Here is a 19,561-nt window from a genome sequence, read left to right as displayed (position 1 = left end):
AAAAAATGATATAATATTTCAAGTTGAAGAAAGTACGCTTTTTTCTAAACTCACATATCGAAAGCTAAAGACCGATGGCAAAATAAATATAGATTTCATATAATGCTTTTAGATAGACGATTGTTGGAGGTTCTATTATGACGATATATCATTTCGTAGGAATAAAGGGGTCGGGCATGAGTGCATTAGCCCAAATACTCCATGATATGGACTACGAGGTCCAAGGATCTGACGTAGATAAGTATTTCTTTACTCAGAAGGCTCTGGATGAATCAAATATAAAAATACTACCTTTCCAAAAAGAAAACATTGGAGGGGATATGCATGTGATCGCAGGGAATGCTTTCCCTGACACCCATGAAGAAATACAAGCGGCCGTTGAACAAGGACTGCCTGTCACCAGATATCATAAATTCCTTGGCGATTTCATGCAGGAATTCACAAGTGTTGCAGTAACGGGCGCTCATGGGAAAACGTCGACAACCGGTTTACTGGCCCATGTCATCAGTGGCGCAAAGCCGACTTCCTTCCTGATCGGGGATGGAACCGGTAAAGGCGAAGTGGATGCGAATTACTTTGTATTCGAAGCATGTGAGTACAGACGACACTTCCTGTCTTATTTCCCTGACTATGCCATCATGACGAACATTGATTTCGATCATCCCGACTACTTTGCCAATGTGGATGACGTCTTCTCTGCTTTCCAGGAGATGGCCATGCAGGTGAAAAAAGGAATCATTGCATGCGGGGATGACGAGCAGTTACAAAAAATCCAGGCACAGGTACCGGTGGTGTTTTACGGTTTCGCCGAGGAAAACGACTTCCAGGCGAGAAACGTAACACGGGACAGAACGGGTACATCATTCGATGTGTTTGTGCGTAATGAATTTTATGCTGCATTCAAAATCCCGACATTCGGTGACCATAACATCATGAACGCCTTATCCGTCATTGCCATTTGTCATTATGAAGAGCTTGATACGGCCATCGTTCAAGAACGATTAAGCACATTTAAAGGAGTCAAGCGCCGTTTCTCTGAAAAAGAAGTGGGCTCACAGATCCTGATCGATGACTATGCTCATCATCCGACTGAAATCAAGGCAACCGTTGATTCGGCAAGACAGAAATATCCTGAAAAAGAGATCATCGCTGTCTTCCAGCCTCACACATTTACACGTACGCAGACTTTCCTGACCGAGTTTGCCGAAACCTTGAGTCTTGCGGACAAAGTGTACTTATGTGAAATCTTCGGTTCCGCACGGGAAAACCACGGAAAACTTTCCATCCACGATCTTGAAAGTAAGATCGAAGGATGCGAAATCATAGACGAACAAGATACGACCGCACTACTCAAACATGAAAACGCCGTACTGATTTTCATGGGGGCGGGAGACGTACAAAAGTTCCAGCAGGCGTATGAACAGAAGCTTGGGGAACAATTGAAAGAAGAGAAATAATAGATAAAACCGGCTCTTATGGGAGCCGGTTTTTTTGTGGTTTGATAAAAAAGTCACCGTCAGTAATGACGGCGGCTTCAAACTTCTTACTTCAAATTCTCCGGATTCAACACTTCAAGCTCTTCGATGACAAACCTACCATCTTTTCGAATCAATACATCATCGAAATAGATTTCGCCGCCGCCATATTCAGGACGCTGGATCATCACCATATCCCAGTGGATGTTCGAGTGGTTTCCGTTATATGCCTCTTCGTAGCATTCCCCTGGTGTGAAGTGGAAGCTGCCGTCGATCTTCTCGTCAAAGAGGATGTCCTGCATCGGATGTTGGATGAATGGGTTCACGCCGATGGCGAATTCCCCGACATATCGTGCCCCTTCATCCGTATCAAAGATTTTGTTGATACGGTCTGTATCATTCGCAGTGGCTTCGACAATCTTTCCTTCTTTGAATGTCAATTTGACGTTTTCAAACGTAAATCCATTATAAGGAGATGGCGTATTGTAGGAAATCACGCCGTTCACGGAATCCTTCACAGGTGCACTGTACACCTCGCCATCCGGAATATTCAGGCGTCCCGCACATTTCACAGCAGGAATGTCCTTGATGGAGAAAGAAAGGTCCGTCCCTTCACCAACAAGGCGGACTTTATCTGTGTTGTTCATGAGTTCAACGAGGTTATCCATCGCTTTGTCCATTTTGCTGTAGTCCAGGTTGCAGACGTCGAAGTAGAAGTCTTCGAAGCCTTCTGTACTCATATTGGCGAGCTGTGCCATCGATGCCGTCGGGTAGCGGAGCACGACCCACTTCTTCTTAGGGACTCGGATTTCTCTATGTACTTTCTTCCCGATTGTATTGCCGTGGATCTTCATTTTTTCGTCAGGCACATCGGACTGTTCGCTGATGTTATCGCCTGCACGTAAACCGATATACGCATCCATCTGCTCCATGACATTCGCTTCAAAGCTTGCGATCATATCATATTGCTCTTCCTGTGCTCCCATTAATAATGCGCGGTCGACTGCGTGATCTTTGATGGATACGAAAGGATGTCCTCCGGCTGCATATGCTTCTTTCACGAGAGCCGTCACCAGTTCACGCTGTAATCCGAAGTTTTCGATCAGCACTTTTTCTCCAGGCTGTAATTGCACAGAATATTGAATTAAATTTTTTGCCAGCTTTTCAATGCGTGGATCTTTCATTTCTTTTTCCCCCTTATATGTAGTCTTTTTTATTGTACCCTAAAATGCGTTGGCATGACTCGACCAAAATGTGAAATGCTAACACAAGAAAAAATATTTATTTTTCATGCAGGAAATTGGTTTGGGATGAAGAAATACTAGTATAATGTTTATTTGTTCATCATAAGGGTAAAGAGTTTCTATACATGGAGGTGTGGCATATGGAAATCATTCTTTATCTAAGCGTAGCTGTCATAGCAGTTGCATTTTTCATTTTGGTTATGAGTTTGATGAAGACTTTGAAGTCCCTGGGCTCTACATTGGACAGTGTCTCAACGACAATGACCGGACTTGAGAGCCAGCTTCAAGGAGTAACAAGAGAGTCTACAGAATTACTACATAAAACAAATTTATTGGCTGAGGATATCCAGAAGAAGTCTGAGGATCTGAACACGGTTGTTTATGCGGTAAGAGATGTAGGGCATTCCATCCAGAACCTTAATAACTCGGTGAAGAAGGTAAGTACATCCATTTCAACTGAACTGGAGCGCAACCAGGGCAAGATCTCACAGGTGGTTCAATGGGGTAATGCATTTATTGAGTTAAAGGACAAATGGAAACAAAAACAGGAAAAACAGCCAACACAACCTGATGTTGCTGATGTAGCTGTTCCAAACCAAGCATCCAAGGAAGTTCGATCTCGAGAAAAATTAGTTAAAAGAGCAAGATCTTATAACAATTAGAGAGGGGAATTTTTACATGACTCAACAGTACAATCAAAATCAAAACCAGAACCAAAACCAGACAAATGACAGCAACAACATCAACTCAAAGGATTTCATGATCGGGACACTGATCGGGGGAATCGTGGGAGCGGCAGCAGCCCTTCTAATGGCCCCGAAATCAGGTAAAGACCTTCGAAATGATATCAATGAGAAAACCGTTGTCCTTAAGGAAAAGACAGGACAATGGAAAGACACGGCTGTAGAGAAGAGCAATGAGCTTGCAGCAGTGGCAAAAGAAAAATCTTCTGCCCTTACAAAATCCGTACAAGAACAGTCCAACAATGTGGTTGGGAAGCTGAAAACATACCGCTCCAATAATAACGAACTGCAAGAAACCAATGATGAGCTTCAAGCTGTTTCGGCAGTGGGAACGACACCTGCTGATGAAACGGAAGATGTGAATCAGAAGCTTGAAGAAACAAAGAAAGCTTTTGACGAAACTGAAAAAACATACAATCAATAATCATTGATTCAAAGGGCGGTGAAGTGATATGATGACTTCACCGTTTTTTTGTTGAAATGAAAAGGTTTATAAATCGCTTTGGCTAAGGAACCATTACAATTGTGAAAGGAAGTATGGAACAGATGAAAAAGATCGATACCGTTCAGGAGTTTGAACAACTTTCCGAGACAAATCCGCGTTTCTTCTTTATGAAACACAGTCTCACTTGCCCTGTAAGCTCGAATGCCTTTACTGAATACCAGGCATTTTTGAACAAGCATGAAGAAGAAGATGGCTACTATCTGGCCGTCCAGGAATCAAGGGAACTGTCCCAGCATATCGCTGAAAAATACGGCATCCGCCACGAATCACCCCAAGCCTTCCTCTTCATAGAAGGCAAACCAGGCTGGAATGCCTCCCACTGGAAAATCACCGAAAGCGAACTGGACAAACTATAAGAGAAAGGACCCTGACTCAATCAGGGTCCTTTTTTTCGTGATATTCGTGATAATGATCTACTCAACCAACCGTCAACCAGGGTGGATTATATCAATCAGGGAAAAAGTATTTATTAATTTCCTTCCCCCATTGCAGACAATAGTAGGGGGGGAGGATTTTCATTTATCTATACAGTTAAACACATGCCTAGTAAGTTGATTGAAGCGGAAGGTGCTCGACTCCTGCGGGAAACGCTGGACAGGTGAGACCCCGCAGGCGCAGCCGAGGAGGCTCACCGCCAGCCCCGCGGAAAGCGAGCACCTGCAGCGGAAATCAACCACTACTCGCTCCTTCATAAGCAACAAAGGTCAAAAGTTGATAATATTTGGTAAATCCCTCCTTAACGTTTATTTATCCGCTCACAGGGAAGGTAACTTATAAGACTAAAAAACAAATAAATGGAGGAACGATTTATGACACAGCCTGTACCTTATGAAACTGGGACAAGAAATAATGCGAAAGTGAACGGAAAAAGGAGCGGCAAATTAGTAAAAGGAATGGTGATGGGAGCCGTCGTAGGTGGAGCCCTTGCCATGCTGGATAAAACAACGAGGAAAAATGTGACATCAAGAACATCTGACATGAAGGACTCTACAATGGGGATGGTTGCCAAAGTGAGAGAGAATCCTTCAGGAGTGGTGAATGACTGGCAGGATCGCTTGAAAACAGCGTCCAATGTGTTAAAAGAAGCCATCAACGACGCGCAGAACCTGTACGAAAAGGTGAATGACGATGTGGTGGATCAAGTCAGTCAAATCAAAGATGATTCTACTGAAATGATTGCCACGACGAAAGAAGCCGCAGAAGAATTAAAGGATATCGGCAGCAAAGTGAAGGAAGCGGGAGAAGAAGTGACAGGTGAATCCACACCATCTCAGCCTGCGACAAGCTCTACTTCCACATCGGAAGATCAGTCGATTCATCCAACGAACCGTACAAGCAGCATTCCGGGACAAGTTGGATCATAATAATAAAAAAACTGGCGTAATCGCCAGTTTTTTTGTTGTCTGAGATTTATCTGCGGGAGGCTTGGGGCCAGATGATTTCCAGTTCGTCACCCTGCTCGATTTCTTCGTAAAAAGTGGTTTCGACTCCATTTTTCAAAAGGACAAAGCTTCCGTTCGAATGAGGGGGCATGTTGATTTCCACTGCATTAAATAAGTCCTGAAAGATAAATGAACCCGCGTGTTGTTCTTCAATCAGGATGCTATCACCGGAGAATAAACGATCTTCCATGGCGAGCTTGATGTCATTCCGGGTGATGATGCTGCTTTCTTTCCGAAGATGCAATTCCTGTCCGTTAAACATGATCGTGATGGCTTTTGCTACGGTAAACTGTTTCTTGGCAAGCAGTTCATTCACCGTTGGAGTGACACCGGGTTTGTATGAGATGACATCCCCATTCTTGACTTTAGATGAGTGTTTAGCCTCGATCCCATTGATCAATAATTTTCCGGAATAGGCCGGGAAGAAGGTATCCACCCCGTTGATAGTGATTCGATAAGGCTTGGTACCCTCCATCCATTCGTTGTAGCCAAAATGGGTCAACAGATCCTGGAGGGTATCAATTAATTCAATCCTAATGGCATCACGATCACAAATCCTGTCTTCCATTCGTGCAACTTGATTATTCCTGAAGACGAGAGGGGAGAGAAGATGCGGGTTCCCGTCTATGACAATCTGTTTTGACGAAGAGGAATCCACAAGTTCTCCGATCGTCACCTGAGGGGATGATCCGTCTTCCCCTTTCTGAACCGAAATCCGGTCATGATTCTGAATTTTTTCATCCAGTGCACACTGGAGGCCATTTTTTTCGATGAGGGGAGGCTCTCCGTGACCACCGGGTAACTTGATATCCTGTCCGTTCACATTGACAAAGAAACCATTCCCTGGTGTACCATGCCACTTGGTTAATTTTAATCCCGCTGCAAGGAGGCAGTCGCCTATTGTCAGATCCTTGACTTCGAATAAGCGGACAGGCTGGTCGTTTACATACGCCGTGACATATTGGACCGGGGCCAGCTTCGCTGCAATGGCAATCCCAATAGGCGTGACAAGTTCAGGTCCCTTTGTCACTTCATCTGATACAGTCACGCTCTGAATCGCGTCCACGCCTCTTACGGCCACCCGGTTGGCAGGCAGCTCCAGGGATGAAGCCAGTTGTACCGGAAGTCCGGGTGTCAGGCTTCCTCCCCCTACGAGCATGACGGCCTGTGGAGGCTTTCCGTTATTCAGGCGCAGGATTTCACTTGAAATCTCGCCTGCCAGCCGGTTCACAGAAGGGGAGATCTTCTCTACCACTTCATGGGACGTGAAACTCGTTTCGAACCCGAGGATATCGGTCACCGTGATCTCTTCTGAAGACTGCAGATCCCTTTTCGCCTGCTCGGCCAATGGGAAATCGAGCAATAATTCATTACTGATCGCTTCAGTTATTTCATCCCCAGCTGTCGGCACCATCCCATAGGCGATGACCGTGCCCATATTGGTGATGGCGATATCCGATGTTCCCGCCCCGATATCAACCAAGGCAACGTTCAGCCGGCGCATTGATTCAGGAATAAGCACGTTGATGGCAGCGATGGGCTCAAGCGTCAGGGCTTCCATCTCGAGCCCGGATCGTGTCAGTGCCGCAATCAGGGAGTCCACGACGACACGGGGGAGGAAGGTTGCGATGATTTCGACGCTTGCTTCATCCCCCTGCTGGTCAATCAGGCTGCCGATCTCCTCGCCATCCAACCGGTAAAAAAGGACGGAGTACCCAACGCAATAATAATGATAGCCCTTCGAATCGTTCTCGTTTTCTGCAGCTGCTGCCTGTGCCTGCTGAACGGCGCTCAATTCCAGATGAAGGACATCGTTTTTCTGAAGGAGGGGTTTTCCCTTGATCGTTGACGTTGATAGGGCCGTTTCGGTTTTCAGGGCACGCCCTGCAGCTGCCACACATACTTTGTAAAGGGGACCGTGTTTCTTTTCCAATTGTCCCTTGATGGAGGAGATGACCTCAGAAACAGCTGGGACATCATGAATCTGTCCATCGAGCATGGCCCGTTTCTTATGTTCTTCTATTAATATATCGGAAACTTGAAATATTCCGTTTATTTCTTCTAAAATGATCCCGACAACCGATCGTGTTCCGATGTCCAATGCAAAGATTTTTTGCTTTTTTTTCAATTCGTATTCACCCGCTTTAGCCTAGTCTCATACAATACTAAAATACTTTAGCGCTTAAAAGCGTCTAATTAATAAAGAATTTTATCGTGACATTTTCGATGTGTTCTATTATAATAAGTTTCAATATCAAAAATGTATCATACTTTCTTAAAACTATAACAGTTTTTACGTATGAACAGGATAAAAAAAGAAAGGGTGCTGTATTGTGAGTAATCAAGAGCTCGATCAATTACGTAAACAAGTAGACGAGATGAACTTAAAACTATTAGACACCATTAATGAACGTGCTAAACTAGTTCAAGAAATCGGTCGTGTCAAGGAGACTCAAGGAGTATACCGCTATGATCCTGTTCGTGAACGAGGAATGCTTGATCTGATTAAAGAAAATAATGATGGTCCATTCGAACATTCGACCATTGAACATATTTTTAAAGAAATCTTCAAAGCCGGTCTGGAACTACAGAAGGACGATCACCGGAAAGCCCTGCTGGTTTCCCGTAAAAAGAAACCGGAAGACACGATCGTCAATATCAATGGAGAAGCCATTGGAGATGGAAAGCCTCATTTCGTCTTCGGTCCATGTGCCGTTGAATCATACGAGCAAGTGGCAGAAGTCGCCAAAGCCGTCAAAGCAAAAGGATTGAAAATGCTCCGTGGCGGTGCGTTCAAACCAAGAACGTCGCCTTATGACTTCCAGGGTCTGGGGATTGAAGGCTTGAAAATCCTTAAAAAAGTGGCGGATGAATATGATTTGGCTGTCGTCAGTGAAATCGTGAATCCTGCTGATATCGAACATGCGGTGGAATACATTGATGTGATTCAAATCGGTGCAAGAAATATGCAAAACTTCGAATTATTAAAAGCAGCCGGTGCCGTTAAAAAGCCGGTATTGCTTAAACGTGGTTTAGCCGCAACGATCGATGAATTCATCAATGCTGCTGAATACATCATCTCTCAAGGGAACGGTGACATCATCCTTTGTGAGCGTGGAATCCGTACGTACGAGAAAGCAACTAGAAACACACTCGACATTTCAGCTGTACCAATTCTTAAGCAGGAGACGCATCTACCGGTATTCGTGGATGTAACGCACTCAACCGGACGCAGAGATCTGTTGCTTCCAACAGCGAAAGCGGCACTTGCCATCGGCGCAGATGGCGTCATGGCTGAGGTTCATCCCGATCCTGCCGTTGCCTTATCTGACTCCGCTCAGCAAATGGACCTTGACCAATTCGATCATTTCTACAAGGAAGTATTGAAGGGCAGAACGATAGAAGTATAATAAATGAAGGGCTGAATCCTTTTCAACGGGGATTCAGCCCTTTTTTAGTTTTGGAAAGCAGAGCATTGTATGGAAGGACGATAAGGATATCAGCGGAATTCGTATTTTATCAGCGATATTTTAGATATATCAGCGAAAATCCCGTTTTATCAGCGAAATCAAAAATATATCAGCGAAATCCCATTTTTACCTATTTCACCACATCAAAAATAAACCGACCGTACTCCTCCTCAATATGCTATAATAATCTTTTTGCACAAATGAAAAGGTGGTCATTGCAGTAATATCAAGACTATCGTATGATTATCTACATAATTGCAGATAAATAACCTATATAACACTAATGTGAACATAAATATGTGCATTTTTTAACAAACTATTGTAATCGCTTTTTTCTTTAGGTTTATTTGGTGTAGAATAAGGTAAATGAGTAGAAGAGTAAAGGAGTGTAAGCTATGAACGTGACAATATATGATGTAGCAAGAGAAGCAAATGTAAGTATGGCGACGGTTTCACGAGTGGTTAACGGAAATCCGAATGTCAAACCCGCAACAAGGAAGAAGGTATTAGAGGTCATCGATCGACTCGGCTACCGTCCGAATGCTGTAGCAAGAGGGCTTGCGAGCAAGAAAACGACGACGGTAGGGGTCATCATCCCTGATATCTCAAATATTTTCTATGCAGAACTCGCACGTGGGATAGAAGATATCGCCACAATGTATAAATACAATATCATCTTAAGTAACTCGGATCAGAATACTGAGAAGGAACTTCATTTATTGAATACGATGCTTGGGAAGCAAGTGGATGGCATCCTGTTCCTAGGCGGCCATATTTCAGAAGAGCATGTGCAGGAATTCGAACGTTCTCCGGTTCCAATCGTATTGGCTGGTGCCGTTGAAGAAACGAACAAGGTTCCGTCCGTGAACATTGATTATAAGGCGGCGTCCTTTGACGCGGTTTCTGACCTCCTTGAGAAGGGCCACAAGCGCATCGGCTTTGTAAGCGGTCCTTTCCACGATACGATCAACATGAAGTTCAAACTTGAAGGATACAGGGAAGCACTTGCCAAGGCAGGCGTCGAATACAGTGATGACCTGGTTGTAGAAGGTGAATACACGTATGATTCGGGACTTGAAGCATGGCAGAAGTTCTCTGAGCTATCGGACAAGCCGACAGCCATCTTCGTCGGGAATGATGAAACGGCCCTTGGTGTCGTCCATGGTGCTCAGGATCAGAACGTGTCCATCCCGGAAGAAGTGGAAGTCATCAGCTTTGATAACACACGACTTGCCCTGATGGTCAGACCTCAGCTGACGTCCGTCGTTCAACCTTTATACGATATCGGTGCAGTGGCGATGCGTTTATTGACGAAATACATGAACAAGGAAACGGTTGAAGAATCAACGGTTGTTCTTCCTCATCGACTTGAACACCGTAACTCAACAAAGTAAGGAGTTTGTCGATATAAAGGATAAAGACAAACAGAACTTATTTTGTAGGGAGAGTCAAAATGAAAAAGCTTGATGTTCTTACACCAATCGGGGTTGTAGTAGGGTTTCTATTCGTTGCATTCGCGATCATTTCGAATGCGGGAGTGACCGGATTCAGTTCCTTCATCGACCTTCCATCCATCTTCGTGGTGATCGGCGGATTGATCGCAGCCATGCTGGTCAGCTTTTCGATCAGGGAATTGAAACAGCTGGGGAAAGTGATGAGAGAATCCTTCAGGGATGTAGAATATGATCTTCATGACTTGATCCGGACGTTTGTGATCCTGTCAGAAAAGGCGAGGCGGGAAGGTCTCCTCTCACTTGAGGCAGAAGTGGAAGCGGTCGAGGATCCCTTTATCCGAAAAGGGGTCCTGCTCGCAGTCGATGGAATCGAGCAGGATGTGATCGTAGATATCATGAATGCTGAAATCATTGCGTTAGAAGAGCGGCACCGTAAAAATAAGAGTTTATTGGATAAGGCAGGGGAATATGCCCCTGCATGGGGGATGATCGGTACGCTGATCGGTCTCGTCCTGATGTTAAAGAATTTAAACGATCCTGCTTCACTTGGTCCCAATATGGCGATCGCTTTACTTACGACCCTGTATGGATCCCTGCTTGCGAATCTCGTTTTCCTGCCAATGGCCTCCAAGCTTGCGATGAAAACAGAGAAAGAAGTGTTTATGAAACAAATCGTGATCGAAGGTGTCATCGGGGTACAATCTGGTCAAAATCCGAAAATATTGGAAGAAAAATTAAGAGTGTTCTTATCCAACGAGGAATTACAGATGTATACAGACAGGAAACAAGAAGGGGCAGCATCAGATGAAGCGTAGGCGAAGACCGGCATCTCAGCCTCCGGGGGCTCCAAAATGGATGGTTACGTTTTCTGATCTCATTACTCTTATTCTTGTATTCTTTATTCTATTATTCTCGATGTCACAGATCGATATTGTGAAATTCAGGACCATCGCGGATTCCTTTCAGCAGCGGCAGATTCTCGAATTCTATCCTTCTGTCATCCCTTTTGATCAACCGTCGGCAGAACCAGAAGTGAAATCTGGTGAAGGCAGAGAAGCGGAACAGGACCTGAATTCGTTACTGGCCGATATTCAGAGCTATTTGAGCGAAAACAAATTGACTGATGTCGTGGTGGCGACCAGGTCTGAGCGGGGAGTCGTGCTGGTCCTTCAGGAACAAGCACTGTTTGCTTCAGGTGAAGCGACAGTCCTTCCGGATGCCTATCCGTTTTTGGACAAGGTCGGCGTGCTGTTATCCGAAATCCCGAACTTTGTAAAGGTGGAGGGGCATACAGATAACCGCCCGATCAATACATATCGTTTCCCGTCAAACTGGGAGCTCTCGTCGGCAAGGGCGAGCAGTGTGGTGCGTTACTTGATCACAACCGAAGATCTCGATCCGAAGCGATTCATCGCCGTCGGATACGGGGATACGCGTCCGGTCGCACCTAATGATAAAGTGGAGAACCTTCAGAAAAACAGGCGGGTCGAAGTGATCATCACAGATCCAGCGTATGAGGAACAATAGACGTACAGGAAAAAAAGAAAACAGGCTTCCACCTTTAAAGGTCGGAAGCCTGTTTTTTTGTATAGATTATTTCTTGTCGTTTTTCACCCGGTTTTTACCGATTCCTCTTAAAATATAGATGATGATTGTAATCGTACGCTGAACGGCCGGGTCCCCTAAGGCGCGGAACAGTCCGAAAATCCCGGTTCTCTTGGTCGGCGGCCTTTCTTTTCCTATATTCAGATTTCGCGTATTCCGGACACTCAATGTTTCAATCCCTTCCAGATTCAAACTCCCCAGTAATTCAGTCATACGGGCCAGGTTATTAAGGATCGCCGCGTTCTGATCTTTATTGGCTTCTTTTGAGAAGTTATACAGGATGTCCTCCTGATGGTTTACCATGGCGCTGATTGTATCCAGGTTTCGATTTTCATCCATGTGCTTAATGATTCCGATGACCTTTAAAAGGGAATCTTTATTGTCAGCCAGTGCTTCTATCAATTCATTTAAGTTCTGCTCCTGAATTTTTTCTTTCGGAATCTCGAGAGGAATAATCTTATCAATGGATTTAGCCATTCGTATCAACCTCACTTCCCGGGAAGACGTAATCTTTTCGATCCCATTTTCTTTCTACTTCAGGTCCCATTTGCGGATTGCGTGTTGCCCAGCGATGATTATTATGGGGAATGGGCGATTTCCCTTTTTTCTCGAGGACTTCTACTTTGGCAGGAACCTCTTTATAAGCAGGTGTATCCGTGTCTTTATCCACATTGCTGCTCGTCAAATAGTTCACCGCATTTTTACCGTCACTGTTTAAGGTGATAAACAATTCCTTCTCGAACACTTCCTTCGTTACATGGACCCTGCCGGTGCTCTCACCATTATCATTGGAAAGCTTGATGAGGGCCCCTTCTTCGATGTCAAGTTCCTTAGCCATTTTCTCAGATACTTCAAAGAATGGTTCGGGAACTTTGTTTCGGATGCCTCTCGTATGGGAGGTCATATTTCCTTCATGGAAATGTTCAAGAACCCGACCGTTATTCACATGATAATCGTATCCTTTTTGTGCAGGATAATTGTATTCATATTGGAGCGGATAGAATCGGGCTTTTCCGTCATCGAAATGGAATCCGTCCGTGTAAAGGAGAGGTGTATCCGTCCCATCCTCCTGCACAGGCCATTGCAGACTGTTGAATCCTTCCAATCTGTCGTAGGAAACCCCTGCAATCAATGGAGTGAGTGAAGCGGCTTCATCCATGATGTCTGCCGGAGATTGATAACCCCAGCTAAATCCGAGTTTTTCAGCTATACCTGAATAAATCTCCCAGTCGGGTCTTGCTTCCCCCAATGGCTCGAGTGCTTGGTAAATACGCTGAATGCGTCGTTCTGTATTCGTGAAGGTTCCTTCCTTTTCGACACTTGGTACGGCAGGAAGCACCACGTCGGCATATTCGGCGGTCTTTGTAAGGAACAGATCCTGGACGACGAAGAACTCAAGCTTCTCAAATGCGTCTGTCACGTAATTGATGTTAGAGTCGACGATTCCCATATCCTCACCGGTGACATACAATCCTTTCAGGTTTCCTTCATGGATTTCCTCCACCATTTCATGGTTGTTCATACCGATATCTTTAGGAAGCTCTGCATTCCAGGCCTTTTCGAATTTTGCACGGATTTCTTCATCTTCAACACTCTGGTAGCCGGGGAAGGTATTGGGCATGCTACCGAAGTCGCTGGCTCCCTGGACGTTGTTATGACCACGGAGAGGGTAAGCGCCTGCCCCGGGTTTTCCATAGTTTCCTGTCACCAGCAGGAGGTTGGAGATGGCAGTGGATGTATCGGACCCGATTTGATGCTGGGTAACACCCATTGCCCAGCAAATGACCGTTGAACCTGCCCGGTGGATATTCTCTGCGACGGCTTTGAGATGTTCCTGGGAAATACCCGTTTTTTCCTCGGCATATTCCATTGTGAAAGGAGCAAGACTTTGATAAAACTCATCGAAATCATTCACCTTTTCATCGATGAACTCTTTATCATGCCAACCTTGATCAATGATGAATTTGGATAGGGCAGATAGCCATACGAGATCGGTCCCTGGATTTGGATGTAGGAAAAGATCGGCTCTCTGGGCCATTTCATGCTTTCGTAAGTCAGCCACAATCAATTTTTGTCCAAAGAGTTTGTGGGAACGTTTGATTTTGGAAGCGAGCACAGGATGGGCATCTGCTGTGTTTGTCCCGACAAGCATGACCAGGTCGGCATGCTCGATATCCTTCATAGAACCTGCATCTCCTCCGTATCCGACGGTCCTGAATAACCCTTTGGTTGCGGGAGACTGACAATAGCGTGAACAATTATCCACGTTATTCGTTCCTATGACCTGCCTGGCTAACTTCTGCAGGAGATAGGACTCTTCATTGGTGGCCTTGGATGAAGCGATGAATCCGAGTGCGTCCGGTCCATTCTTTTCTTTGATTTCCTTGAATTTCTCTGCCACATACTGGAGGGCTTCTTCCCATTCGACTTCTTTGAAATGATCACCCTCGCGGATCAACGGACGGGTGAGACGTTTGTCGCTGTTCACATGGCCGTACCCAAATTTTCCTTTCACACAGGAGGCGATCCCATTAGCCGGCGCTTCTTCTGTAGGCGACATCTTTAAAATATCCCTTCCTTTTGTCCACACATTGAAGCTGCAGCCTACGCCGCAATACGTACATACGGTTTTGGTTTTCTTGATTTGATCATCCCTCATCTGGGCTTCTGAATCAGAAACGGCGAAAAGGGGGCCGTAGCCTGTTTCCACATTTTTCGTGATATCTATCATCGATCTCAAGAGGCTCGTATTATAGCCCGTCATATAACCCGCTTTTCCGAGCATATCGTTTTCCATGAGGGCATTACATGGACATACCGTCACGCATTGGCCGCAGCTGACACAGGAGGACTGATCGATCGGAACATCCTGATCCCAAATGACACGGGGATTTTTACGTTCCCAGTCAATGGACAGTGTTTCGTTGACCTGGATATCCTGGCAAGCTTCCACGCATTTACCGCATAGGATGCATTGATCCGGATCATACCGATAGAACTGACCGGAGAAATCTTTCTCATAAGGCTTCGGTTCAAACGGTTTCATTTGATGTTCGAGCCCCATCATAGCCACTGTATTATGAAGGGTGCAGTCCCCATTGTTTTTCTCACAGACCGTACAGTATAGCTCGTGGTTTTCGAGAATGGTGTCCATCGCTTTGAATCTGGCCTCTTTCACATGGGAAAGCTCCGTCTGAATATCCATTGCTTCCTGAAGCGGTGTCCCACAGGCTCTCCTTAATTCCCCATTAATGGAGACAATGCATGTATCACAGGTTTCGATGGCACCGAGACTTTCCTGATAACAAACCTGTGGAATTTCCACCTTATTCAGATTAAGAAATTCAAGGACAGACATACCTGGTTCTGCCTCATATTGAATGCCATTGATGAATACGGTTACCTTTCCTTCCATTAAAAAAACTCCCCCTCTTGATCGATTTACGTGTTTTCCTACATATGTAGCTCTGTACCGGTGATCCTTTCAGGGTGTGTATAGATATTCATCCTGTCACCCCTGATAAATCCGACGGCCGTGATCCCCAGGTCATCTGCGAGTTCCAATGCAAGATTGGTCGGTGCCGACTTGGACAGCAGGATGGCGATTCCCATCTTGGAAATCTTCAGCAGTACCTCAGAAGAGATCCTCCCGCTGAACGCAATGACCTTATCCTTGACGGGAATGTGATTTATGAGGCAATACCCATAGAGCTTATCCAGTGCGTTATGTCTTCCGATATCCTGATAGCATTGGATGATGCCTGTTGTGCTGCAAATCGCTGCATTGTGCATTCCCCCTGTCCTGTGAAAATCGCGGGAATGCTCCTGCAGCTCTTGCATGTGGTGAATGGCCATGACAGCGGTAAGTTCCGTATTGGCCGTAACCGTTTTAGCCGTGAGCATATCGTTCGTGAAATAAAATTGTCTGCTTTTCCCGCAGCAGGAACCGATAAATCGTTTCGAGGTATTCCTGGCCCTGTCTTCCGGCAGCTTATCGATTTGTACATAGGCGAACCCTTTATCCTGATCGATGGAGAAACGGGTGATTTCGTTGAAGCGCCGAATGATCCCCTCTGAAGCCAGAAAGCCAACCACCAATTCCTCCAGGTTGGAAGGAGAACAGACCATCGTCGCCCATTCTTCCCCATTCAAATGAACGGTAAGCGGGAATTCAGCCGCCACCTCATCCTCTTCATCAAAAAAGGCTCCATTTCCATATTTGCGGACAGTACGGGTTAGAATACTTTTATCCTCCAACAGCATATCCTCCCCTTTATGAAACTATCATCATATCGTGTTTTCCCTATTAAGTAAGAAAGGAAAACATGAAATGTTTAAAAAAATGAAAAAATAGTTCCTTCATTTGATATAAACCGTATAAACGGTGTGATGTCGGTAAAAAGAGAGATTGATAGAAACTTATAATTATATATAGGAATATAAATGGTCACTTTAGGGTAAAAGATAATGTTTCTATAATTTTTAAGAATGCTCTGAAAAATAGAGTTCGGGGAAGGGATGCCAATCCTTCACTTGAAACGAACAGAGTTTAAAAGGGGCGGAAGCAGGATGAGTGACAGATATTCCCGACAAATGTTGTTCAAACCGATAGGAGAATCCGGGCAGGGAAAAATAGCTGAAAAGCATGTCGTCGTGATTGGGGCGGGGGCGTTGGGATCTGCCAATGCAGAATCCCTTGTCAGGGCGGGTGTAGGTAGATTGACAATCATTGACCGCGATTATGTGGAGATGAGCAACCTTCACCGTCAACAGTTATATACAGAGAGCGATGCCATGGAGGGGTTACCTAAAGCGATCGCCGCCAAAAGCCGATTAGAAAAGATTCATTCAGGAGTACATATCGCCGCCTGCGTGGCAGAAGCTGACGCAGAGTGGTTGTCGGAAATCGCCAGGGATGCGGATCTGTTGTTGGATTGTACGGATAACTTTGATATTCGATTGATCATAAATGACATCTCTCTTAAATATCACGTTCCGTGGATATATGGATCCTGTGTCGGGAGCACAGGGATGAGCTATACGATCCTTCCGGGAAAGACGCCATGCTTGAATTGTCTCACGGGATCCGTTCCGATGTCGGGGGGGACGTGTGATTCTTCCGGCATCATCGCTCCTGCGGTGCAAATGGTAGCGGCCTATCAAACGACGGAAGCACTGAAGCTTTTAGTGGACGATTACGACTCATTGAGAAGCGGGCTGGTCACCTTCGATCTGTGGGGCAATCAATCCTTTACGATGAATGTATCAAAGGCGAAAAGAGAGGAGTGCCCTTCCTGTGGTGAAAATCCTGTTTATCCATATTTACAGTTCGACAACCGGATAAAGACAACGGTTCTTTGTGGAAGGGATACAGTGCAGATCAGGTCGCCCCATCACCCACACTCTTTACATGAACTGGAACGAAACTTAGAGGGGTTAGGGGAAATGAAGCGGAATCCCTATTTACTTTCATTTCATTATGAGCCGTACAGGATCGTGTTCTTCCATGATGGCCGGACATTCATCCACGGAACCAATGATATGAACGAAGCTAAAAAGATTTATCATCGCTTAATCGGATAGGAGGGAGCAGATGTTGGAACGTCGAACGCCCGTGAAGGTAGAAGAAGCCATAGAATGTCTCCTGAAGTATAAAAAGAGAGGCACAATCGAAACCGTTGAAATCGAAAAGGCATCCGGAAGAATCCTTGGGGAAAATCTATTTGCCGATCATGATGTCCCTCTATTTGACCGCTCCCCATATGATGGATTTGCCATAAGAGCCGAAGATACGGTGGATGCGTCGAGGGAAAATCCTGTTAAGTTGGAAGTGGTTTCTGAAATAGGGGCAGGAAGTGTATACGATCAACAACTAAAAGAAAACCAGGCTGTCAGGATCATGACAGGTGCACCGATTCCCGAAGGAGCGACCGCAGTGGTCATGCTTGAATTGGTGAAGAACTTGGACGAAAACGGAAGAGCATACATGACTATAAACCGGCCGTATAAGGAAGGGGACAATATTTCCTTCCGCGGGGAGGATACGAAAAAGGGGACGATCCTTGCTGAAAAAGGAACGTTCATCAATCCCGGGATCGTGGCGCTCCTGGCCACATTCGGCTATAAGGAAGTACCTGTCAGCAGGAAACCGAAAGTAGGGGTCCTGGCGACTGGGAGTGAATTGCTTGAAATAGATGAATCACTCGTACCCGGCAAGATCCGGAACAGTAATTCCTATATGGTTCTCTCCCAGATTGAACGGGCAGGAGGCGAAGGGATCTTCCTGGGGCAATTGAGCGATGACTTTGACTTGTGCTTCCGACACGTGGAAAAAGCCCTTCAACAGGTGGATTTCCTGATCACGACAGGCGGTGTATCCGTAGGCGATTATGATTACCTTCCGGATATTTATCGTAAGCTTGAAGCCAATGTGCTGTTCAATAAAGTGGGAATGCGTCCTGGAAGTGTCACAACGGTAGCAGAGAAGGATGGAAAGCTCCTATTCGGGTTATCCGGCAATCCATCTGCCTGTTATGTAGGTTTTGAATTATTCGTCCGACCGGTCATTCGATTTTATTTACAGTGCCCCCACCTTTTTGTCAGAAGTGAAGAAGCCGTTCTCGGTAAAGATTTTCCCAAGCCGAATCCCTTTACCCGGTTTGTCAGGGGTGAAATGACGTATTCAGGCGGAAACGTGTTTGCCGCACCTACAGGTCTGGATAAATCAGGGGTCGTTTCCTCCCTGGCATCTGCCAATGTCCTTATTGTCCTTCCGGGTGGAACAAGGGGATATAAGCAGGGGATGCGGGTTCAGGTCCTGCTGCTGGACGATCAGCAGGGCAGTGATCAGTTCGGGAATCCTTTTCAGAAAAAGGAATCAAGTGAAGAAAGGATGCAGCTCCGTGAATGATGATTTATTTGTGATAACAGACGCTCCTATTCATCCAGAAGAAGTTTCTGCGAAAGTGGAAAGCCGGGACGCCGGAGCCGTGACCATTTTTTGCGGCACCGTCAGGGAATGGACGAAAGGAAGAAGAACCCTCTATTTGGAGTACCAGGCATATGAATCTATGGCTGTAAAGAAACTTGCAGAAATCGGGGGGCAGGTCCAAGACAAATGGCCGGCTGCCAAGGTAGCGATCACACACCGGGTGGGAAGGCTCGAAATATCCGATCTCGCAGTGGTCATTGCCGTATCATCCCCCCACAGGAAAGCGGCATATGAAGCCAATGAATACGTGATTGAACAGATAAAGAAAGTCGTCCCGATCTGGAAGAAAGAGCACTGGGAAGATGGGGAACAGTGGATAGGAGATCAACTCGGCCAGGTGGAATATCCTGACGGGAAACCGATGAAAGGAAGTGGAAGGAATGATTAAAGTATTCCTTTTTGCCCATCTGCAGGAACGGGCAGGTCGACAAGAGGTGACGATCGATAAGGGGGAACTCACCGTGAAAGAGTTAAAGGAAAGGCTGATGGACGAGTATCATCTTCCCCTGGATGGCGTCATGATTGCCGTCAATGAACAATACTCCCTGGAAGATGAAGTAATTTCATCAGGAGACGCTGTTGCCCTCATTCCCCCAGTCAGCGGGGGATAATGGACAACGAAAGATAAAGAT

The 19,561-nt window shown here is 45.6% G+C and carries 18 protein-coding genes; 13 read left to right on the top strand and 5 right to left on the bottom strand.

What is annotated here, in order from left to right; translation table 11 throughout:
* Positions 1–137 precede the first annotated feature (137 nt).
* Positions 138–1,457 carry a UDP-N-acetylmuramate--L-alanine ligase gene (murC, locus tag P8596_RS19050; protein ID WP_224522150.1) on the top strand — a complete coding sequence of 440 codons (1,320 nt, stop codon included), beginning with the start codon at positions 138–140 and terminating at the stop codon, positions 1,455–1,457.
* A gap of 86 nt (positions 1,458–1,543) precedes the next feature.
* On the opposite strand, the gene P8596_RS19045 is transcribed toward murC, so the two are convergent.
* Positions 1,544–2,659, bottom strand: a complete 1,116-nt coding sequence (locus P8596_RS19045; protein WP_061811459.1) for an aminopeptidase — start codon at positions 2,657–2,659, stop codon at positions 1,544–1,546.
* 200 nt (positions 2,660–2,859) lie between these two features.
* Between P8596_RS19045 and P8596_RS19040 the strand changes: the two genes are divergently transcribed.
* The 4 genes from P8596_RS19040 to P8596_RS19025 all read left to right on the top strand — a co-directional run bounded on the left by P8596_RS19040 (position 2,860) and on the right by P8596_RS19025 (position 5,331).
* The gene (locus tag P8596_RS19040; RefSeq protein WP_034765684.1) at positions 2,860–3,381 is read left to right on the top strand and encodes a DUF948 domain-containing protein; all 522 of its coding nucleotides are present in this window, start codon (positions 2,860–2,862) and stop codon (positions 3,379–3,381) included.
* A gap of 16 nt (positions 3,382–3,397) precedes the next feature.
* Complete coding sequence (locus tag P8596_RS19035; protein WP_224522152.1) at positions 3,398–3,886, top strand: YtxH domain-containing protein; 489 nt, start codon at positions 3,398–3,400, stop codon at positions 3,884–3,886.
* 122 nt (positions 3,887–4,008) lie between these two features.
* Entirely contained in the window at positions 4,009–4,323 is a 315-nt protein-coding gene (gene ytxJ, locus P8596_RS19030) for a bacillithiol system redox-active protein YtxJ (protein WP_034765690.1), read from the top strand.
* 453 nt (positions 4,324–4,776) lie between these two features.
* Positions 4,777–5,331, top strand: coding sequence for a YtxH domain-containing protein (locus tag P8596_RS19025; protein ID WP_079532882.1), 555 nt, complete (start codon positions 4,777–4,779; stop codon positions 5,329–5,331).
* A 46-nt stretch (positions 5,332–5,377) separates the two neighbouring features.
* Here P8596_RS19025 and P8596_RS19020 read toward each other — a convergent pair whose 3' ends face one another.
* Positions 5,378–7,537, bottom strand: a complete 2,160-nt coding sequence (locus P8596_RS19020) for a cell division FtsA domain-containing protein (RefSeq protein WP_224522153.1) — start codon at positions 7,535–7,537, stop codon at positions 5,378–5,380.
* 205 nt (positions 7,538–7,742) lie between these two features.
* On the opposite strand from P8596_RS19020, the gene P8596_RS19015 reads away from it, so the two are divergent.
* The 4 genes from P8596_RS19015 to motS all read left to right on the top strand — a co-directional run bounded on the left by P8596_RS19015 (position 7,743) and on the right by motS (position 11,860).
* Positions 7,743–8,819: a bifunctional 3-deoxy-7-phosphoheptulonate synthase/chorismate mutase gene (locus P8596_RS19015; protein ID WP_034765697.1), complete on the top strand. Its 1,077-nt coding sequence runs from the start codon at positions 7,743–7,745 to the stop codon at positions 8,817–8,819.
* Between the two features lie 455 nt (positions 8,820–9,274).
* Positions 9,275–10,273 carry a catabolite control protein A gene (gene ccpA / locus P8596_RS19010; RefSeq protein ID WP_224522154.1) on the top strand — a complete coding sequence of 333 codons (999 nt, stop codon included), beginning with the start codon at positions 9,275–9,277 and terminating at the stop codon, positions 10,271–10,273.
* Positions 10,274–10,332: 59 nt separating this feature from the next.
* On the top strand, positions 10,333–11,148 hold the full coding sequence (motP, locus tag P8596_RS19005; RefSeq protein WP_224522155.1) for a flagellar motor protein MotP: 816 nt from the start codon (positions 10,333–10,335) through the stop codon (positions 11,146–11,148).
* Positions 11,138–11,860, top strand: a complete 723-nt coding sequence (motS, locus tag P8596_RS19000; RefSeq protein ID WP_224522156.1) for a flagellar motor protein MotS — start codon at positions 11,138–11,140, stop codon at positions 11,858–11,860. Before motP ends, motS begins: the two co-directional genes overlap by 11 nt.
* A gap of 66 nt (positions 11,861–11,926) precedes the next feature.
* Here the strand turns inward: motS and P8596_RS18995 are convergent, their stop codons facing one another.
* The 3 genes from P8596_RS18995 to fdhD are packed head-to-tail and all read right to left on the bottom strand — an operon-like array spanning position 11,927 to position 16,195.
* Positions 11,927–12,415 (bottom strand): helical membrane plugin domain-containing protein, encoded by a 489-nt coding sequence (locus P8596_RS18995; protein ID WP_034765705.1) that lies wholly within the window; start codon positions 12,413–12,415, stop codon positions 11,927–11,929.
* Complete coding sequence (fdhF, locus tag P8596_RS18990; RefSeq protein ID WP_224522157.1) at positions 12,408–15,353, bottom strand: formate dehydrogenase subunit alpha; 2,946 nt, start codon at positions 15,351–15,353, stop codon at positions 12,408–12,410. Before fdhF ends, P8596_RS18995 begins: the two co-directional genes overlap by 8 nt.
* Positions 15,354–15,391: 38 nt before the next feature.
* Entirely contained in the window at positions 15,392–16,195 is an 804-nt protein-coding gene (fdhD, locus tag P8596_RS18985) for a formate dehydrogenase accessory sulfurtransferase FdhD (RefSeq protein ID WP_224522158.1), read from the bottom strand.
* Between the two features lie 312 nt (positions 16,196–16,507).
* Between fdhD and P8596_RS18980 the strand changes: the two genes are divergently transcribed.
* From P8596_RS18980 to P8596_RS18965, 4 genes are read left to right on the top strand one after another with little or no spacing between them, the layout of a single operon-like run.
* Complete coding sequence (locus P8596_RS18980; protein ID WP_224522159.1) at positions 16,508–17,521, top strand: MoeB/ThiF family adenylyltransferase; 1,014 nt, start codon at positions 16,508–16,510, stop codon at positions 17,519–17,521.
* A 10-nt stretch (positions 17,522–17,531) separates the two neighbouring features.
* Entirely contained in the window at positions 17,532–18,848 is a 1,317-nt protein-coding gene (locus P8596_RS18975) for a molybdopterin molybdotransferase MoeA (RefSeq protein WP_279724727.1), read from the top strand.
* A complete protein-coding gene (locus tag P8596_RS18970; RefSeq protein WP_224522161.1) occupies positions 18,841–19,317 on the top strand; it encodes a molybdenum cofactor biosynthesis protein MoaE in 477 nt (158 codons plus the stop codon). Before P8596_RS18975 ends, P8596_RS18970 begins: the two co-directional genes overlap by 8 nt.
* Positions 19,310–19,540, top strand: coding sequence for a MoaD/ThiS family protein (locus P8596_RS18965; protein ID WP_224522162.1), 231 nt, complete (start codon positions 19,310–19,312; stop codon positions 19,538–19,540). The genes P8596_RS18970 and P8596_RS18965 overlap by 8 nt, the downstream gene beginning before the upstream one ends.
* Positions 19,541–19,561: the final 21 nt, after the last annotated feature.

The organism is Rossellomorea sp. DA94, from assembly GCF_029834455.1.
Classification (GTDB): domain Bacteria; phylum Bacillota; class Bacilli; order Bacillales; family Bacillaceae_B; genus Rossellomorea; species Rossellomorea vietnamensis.
Note: the sequence above shows the minus strand (reverse complement) of the source record. Positions and strands in the feature narration are given on the sequence as shown.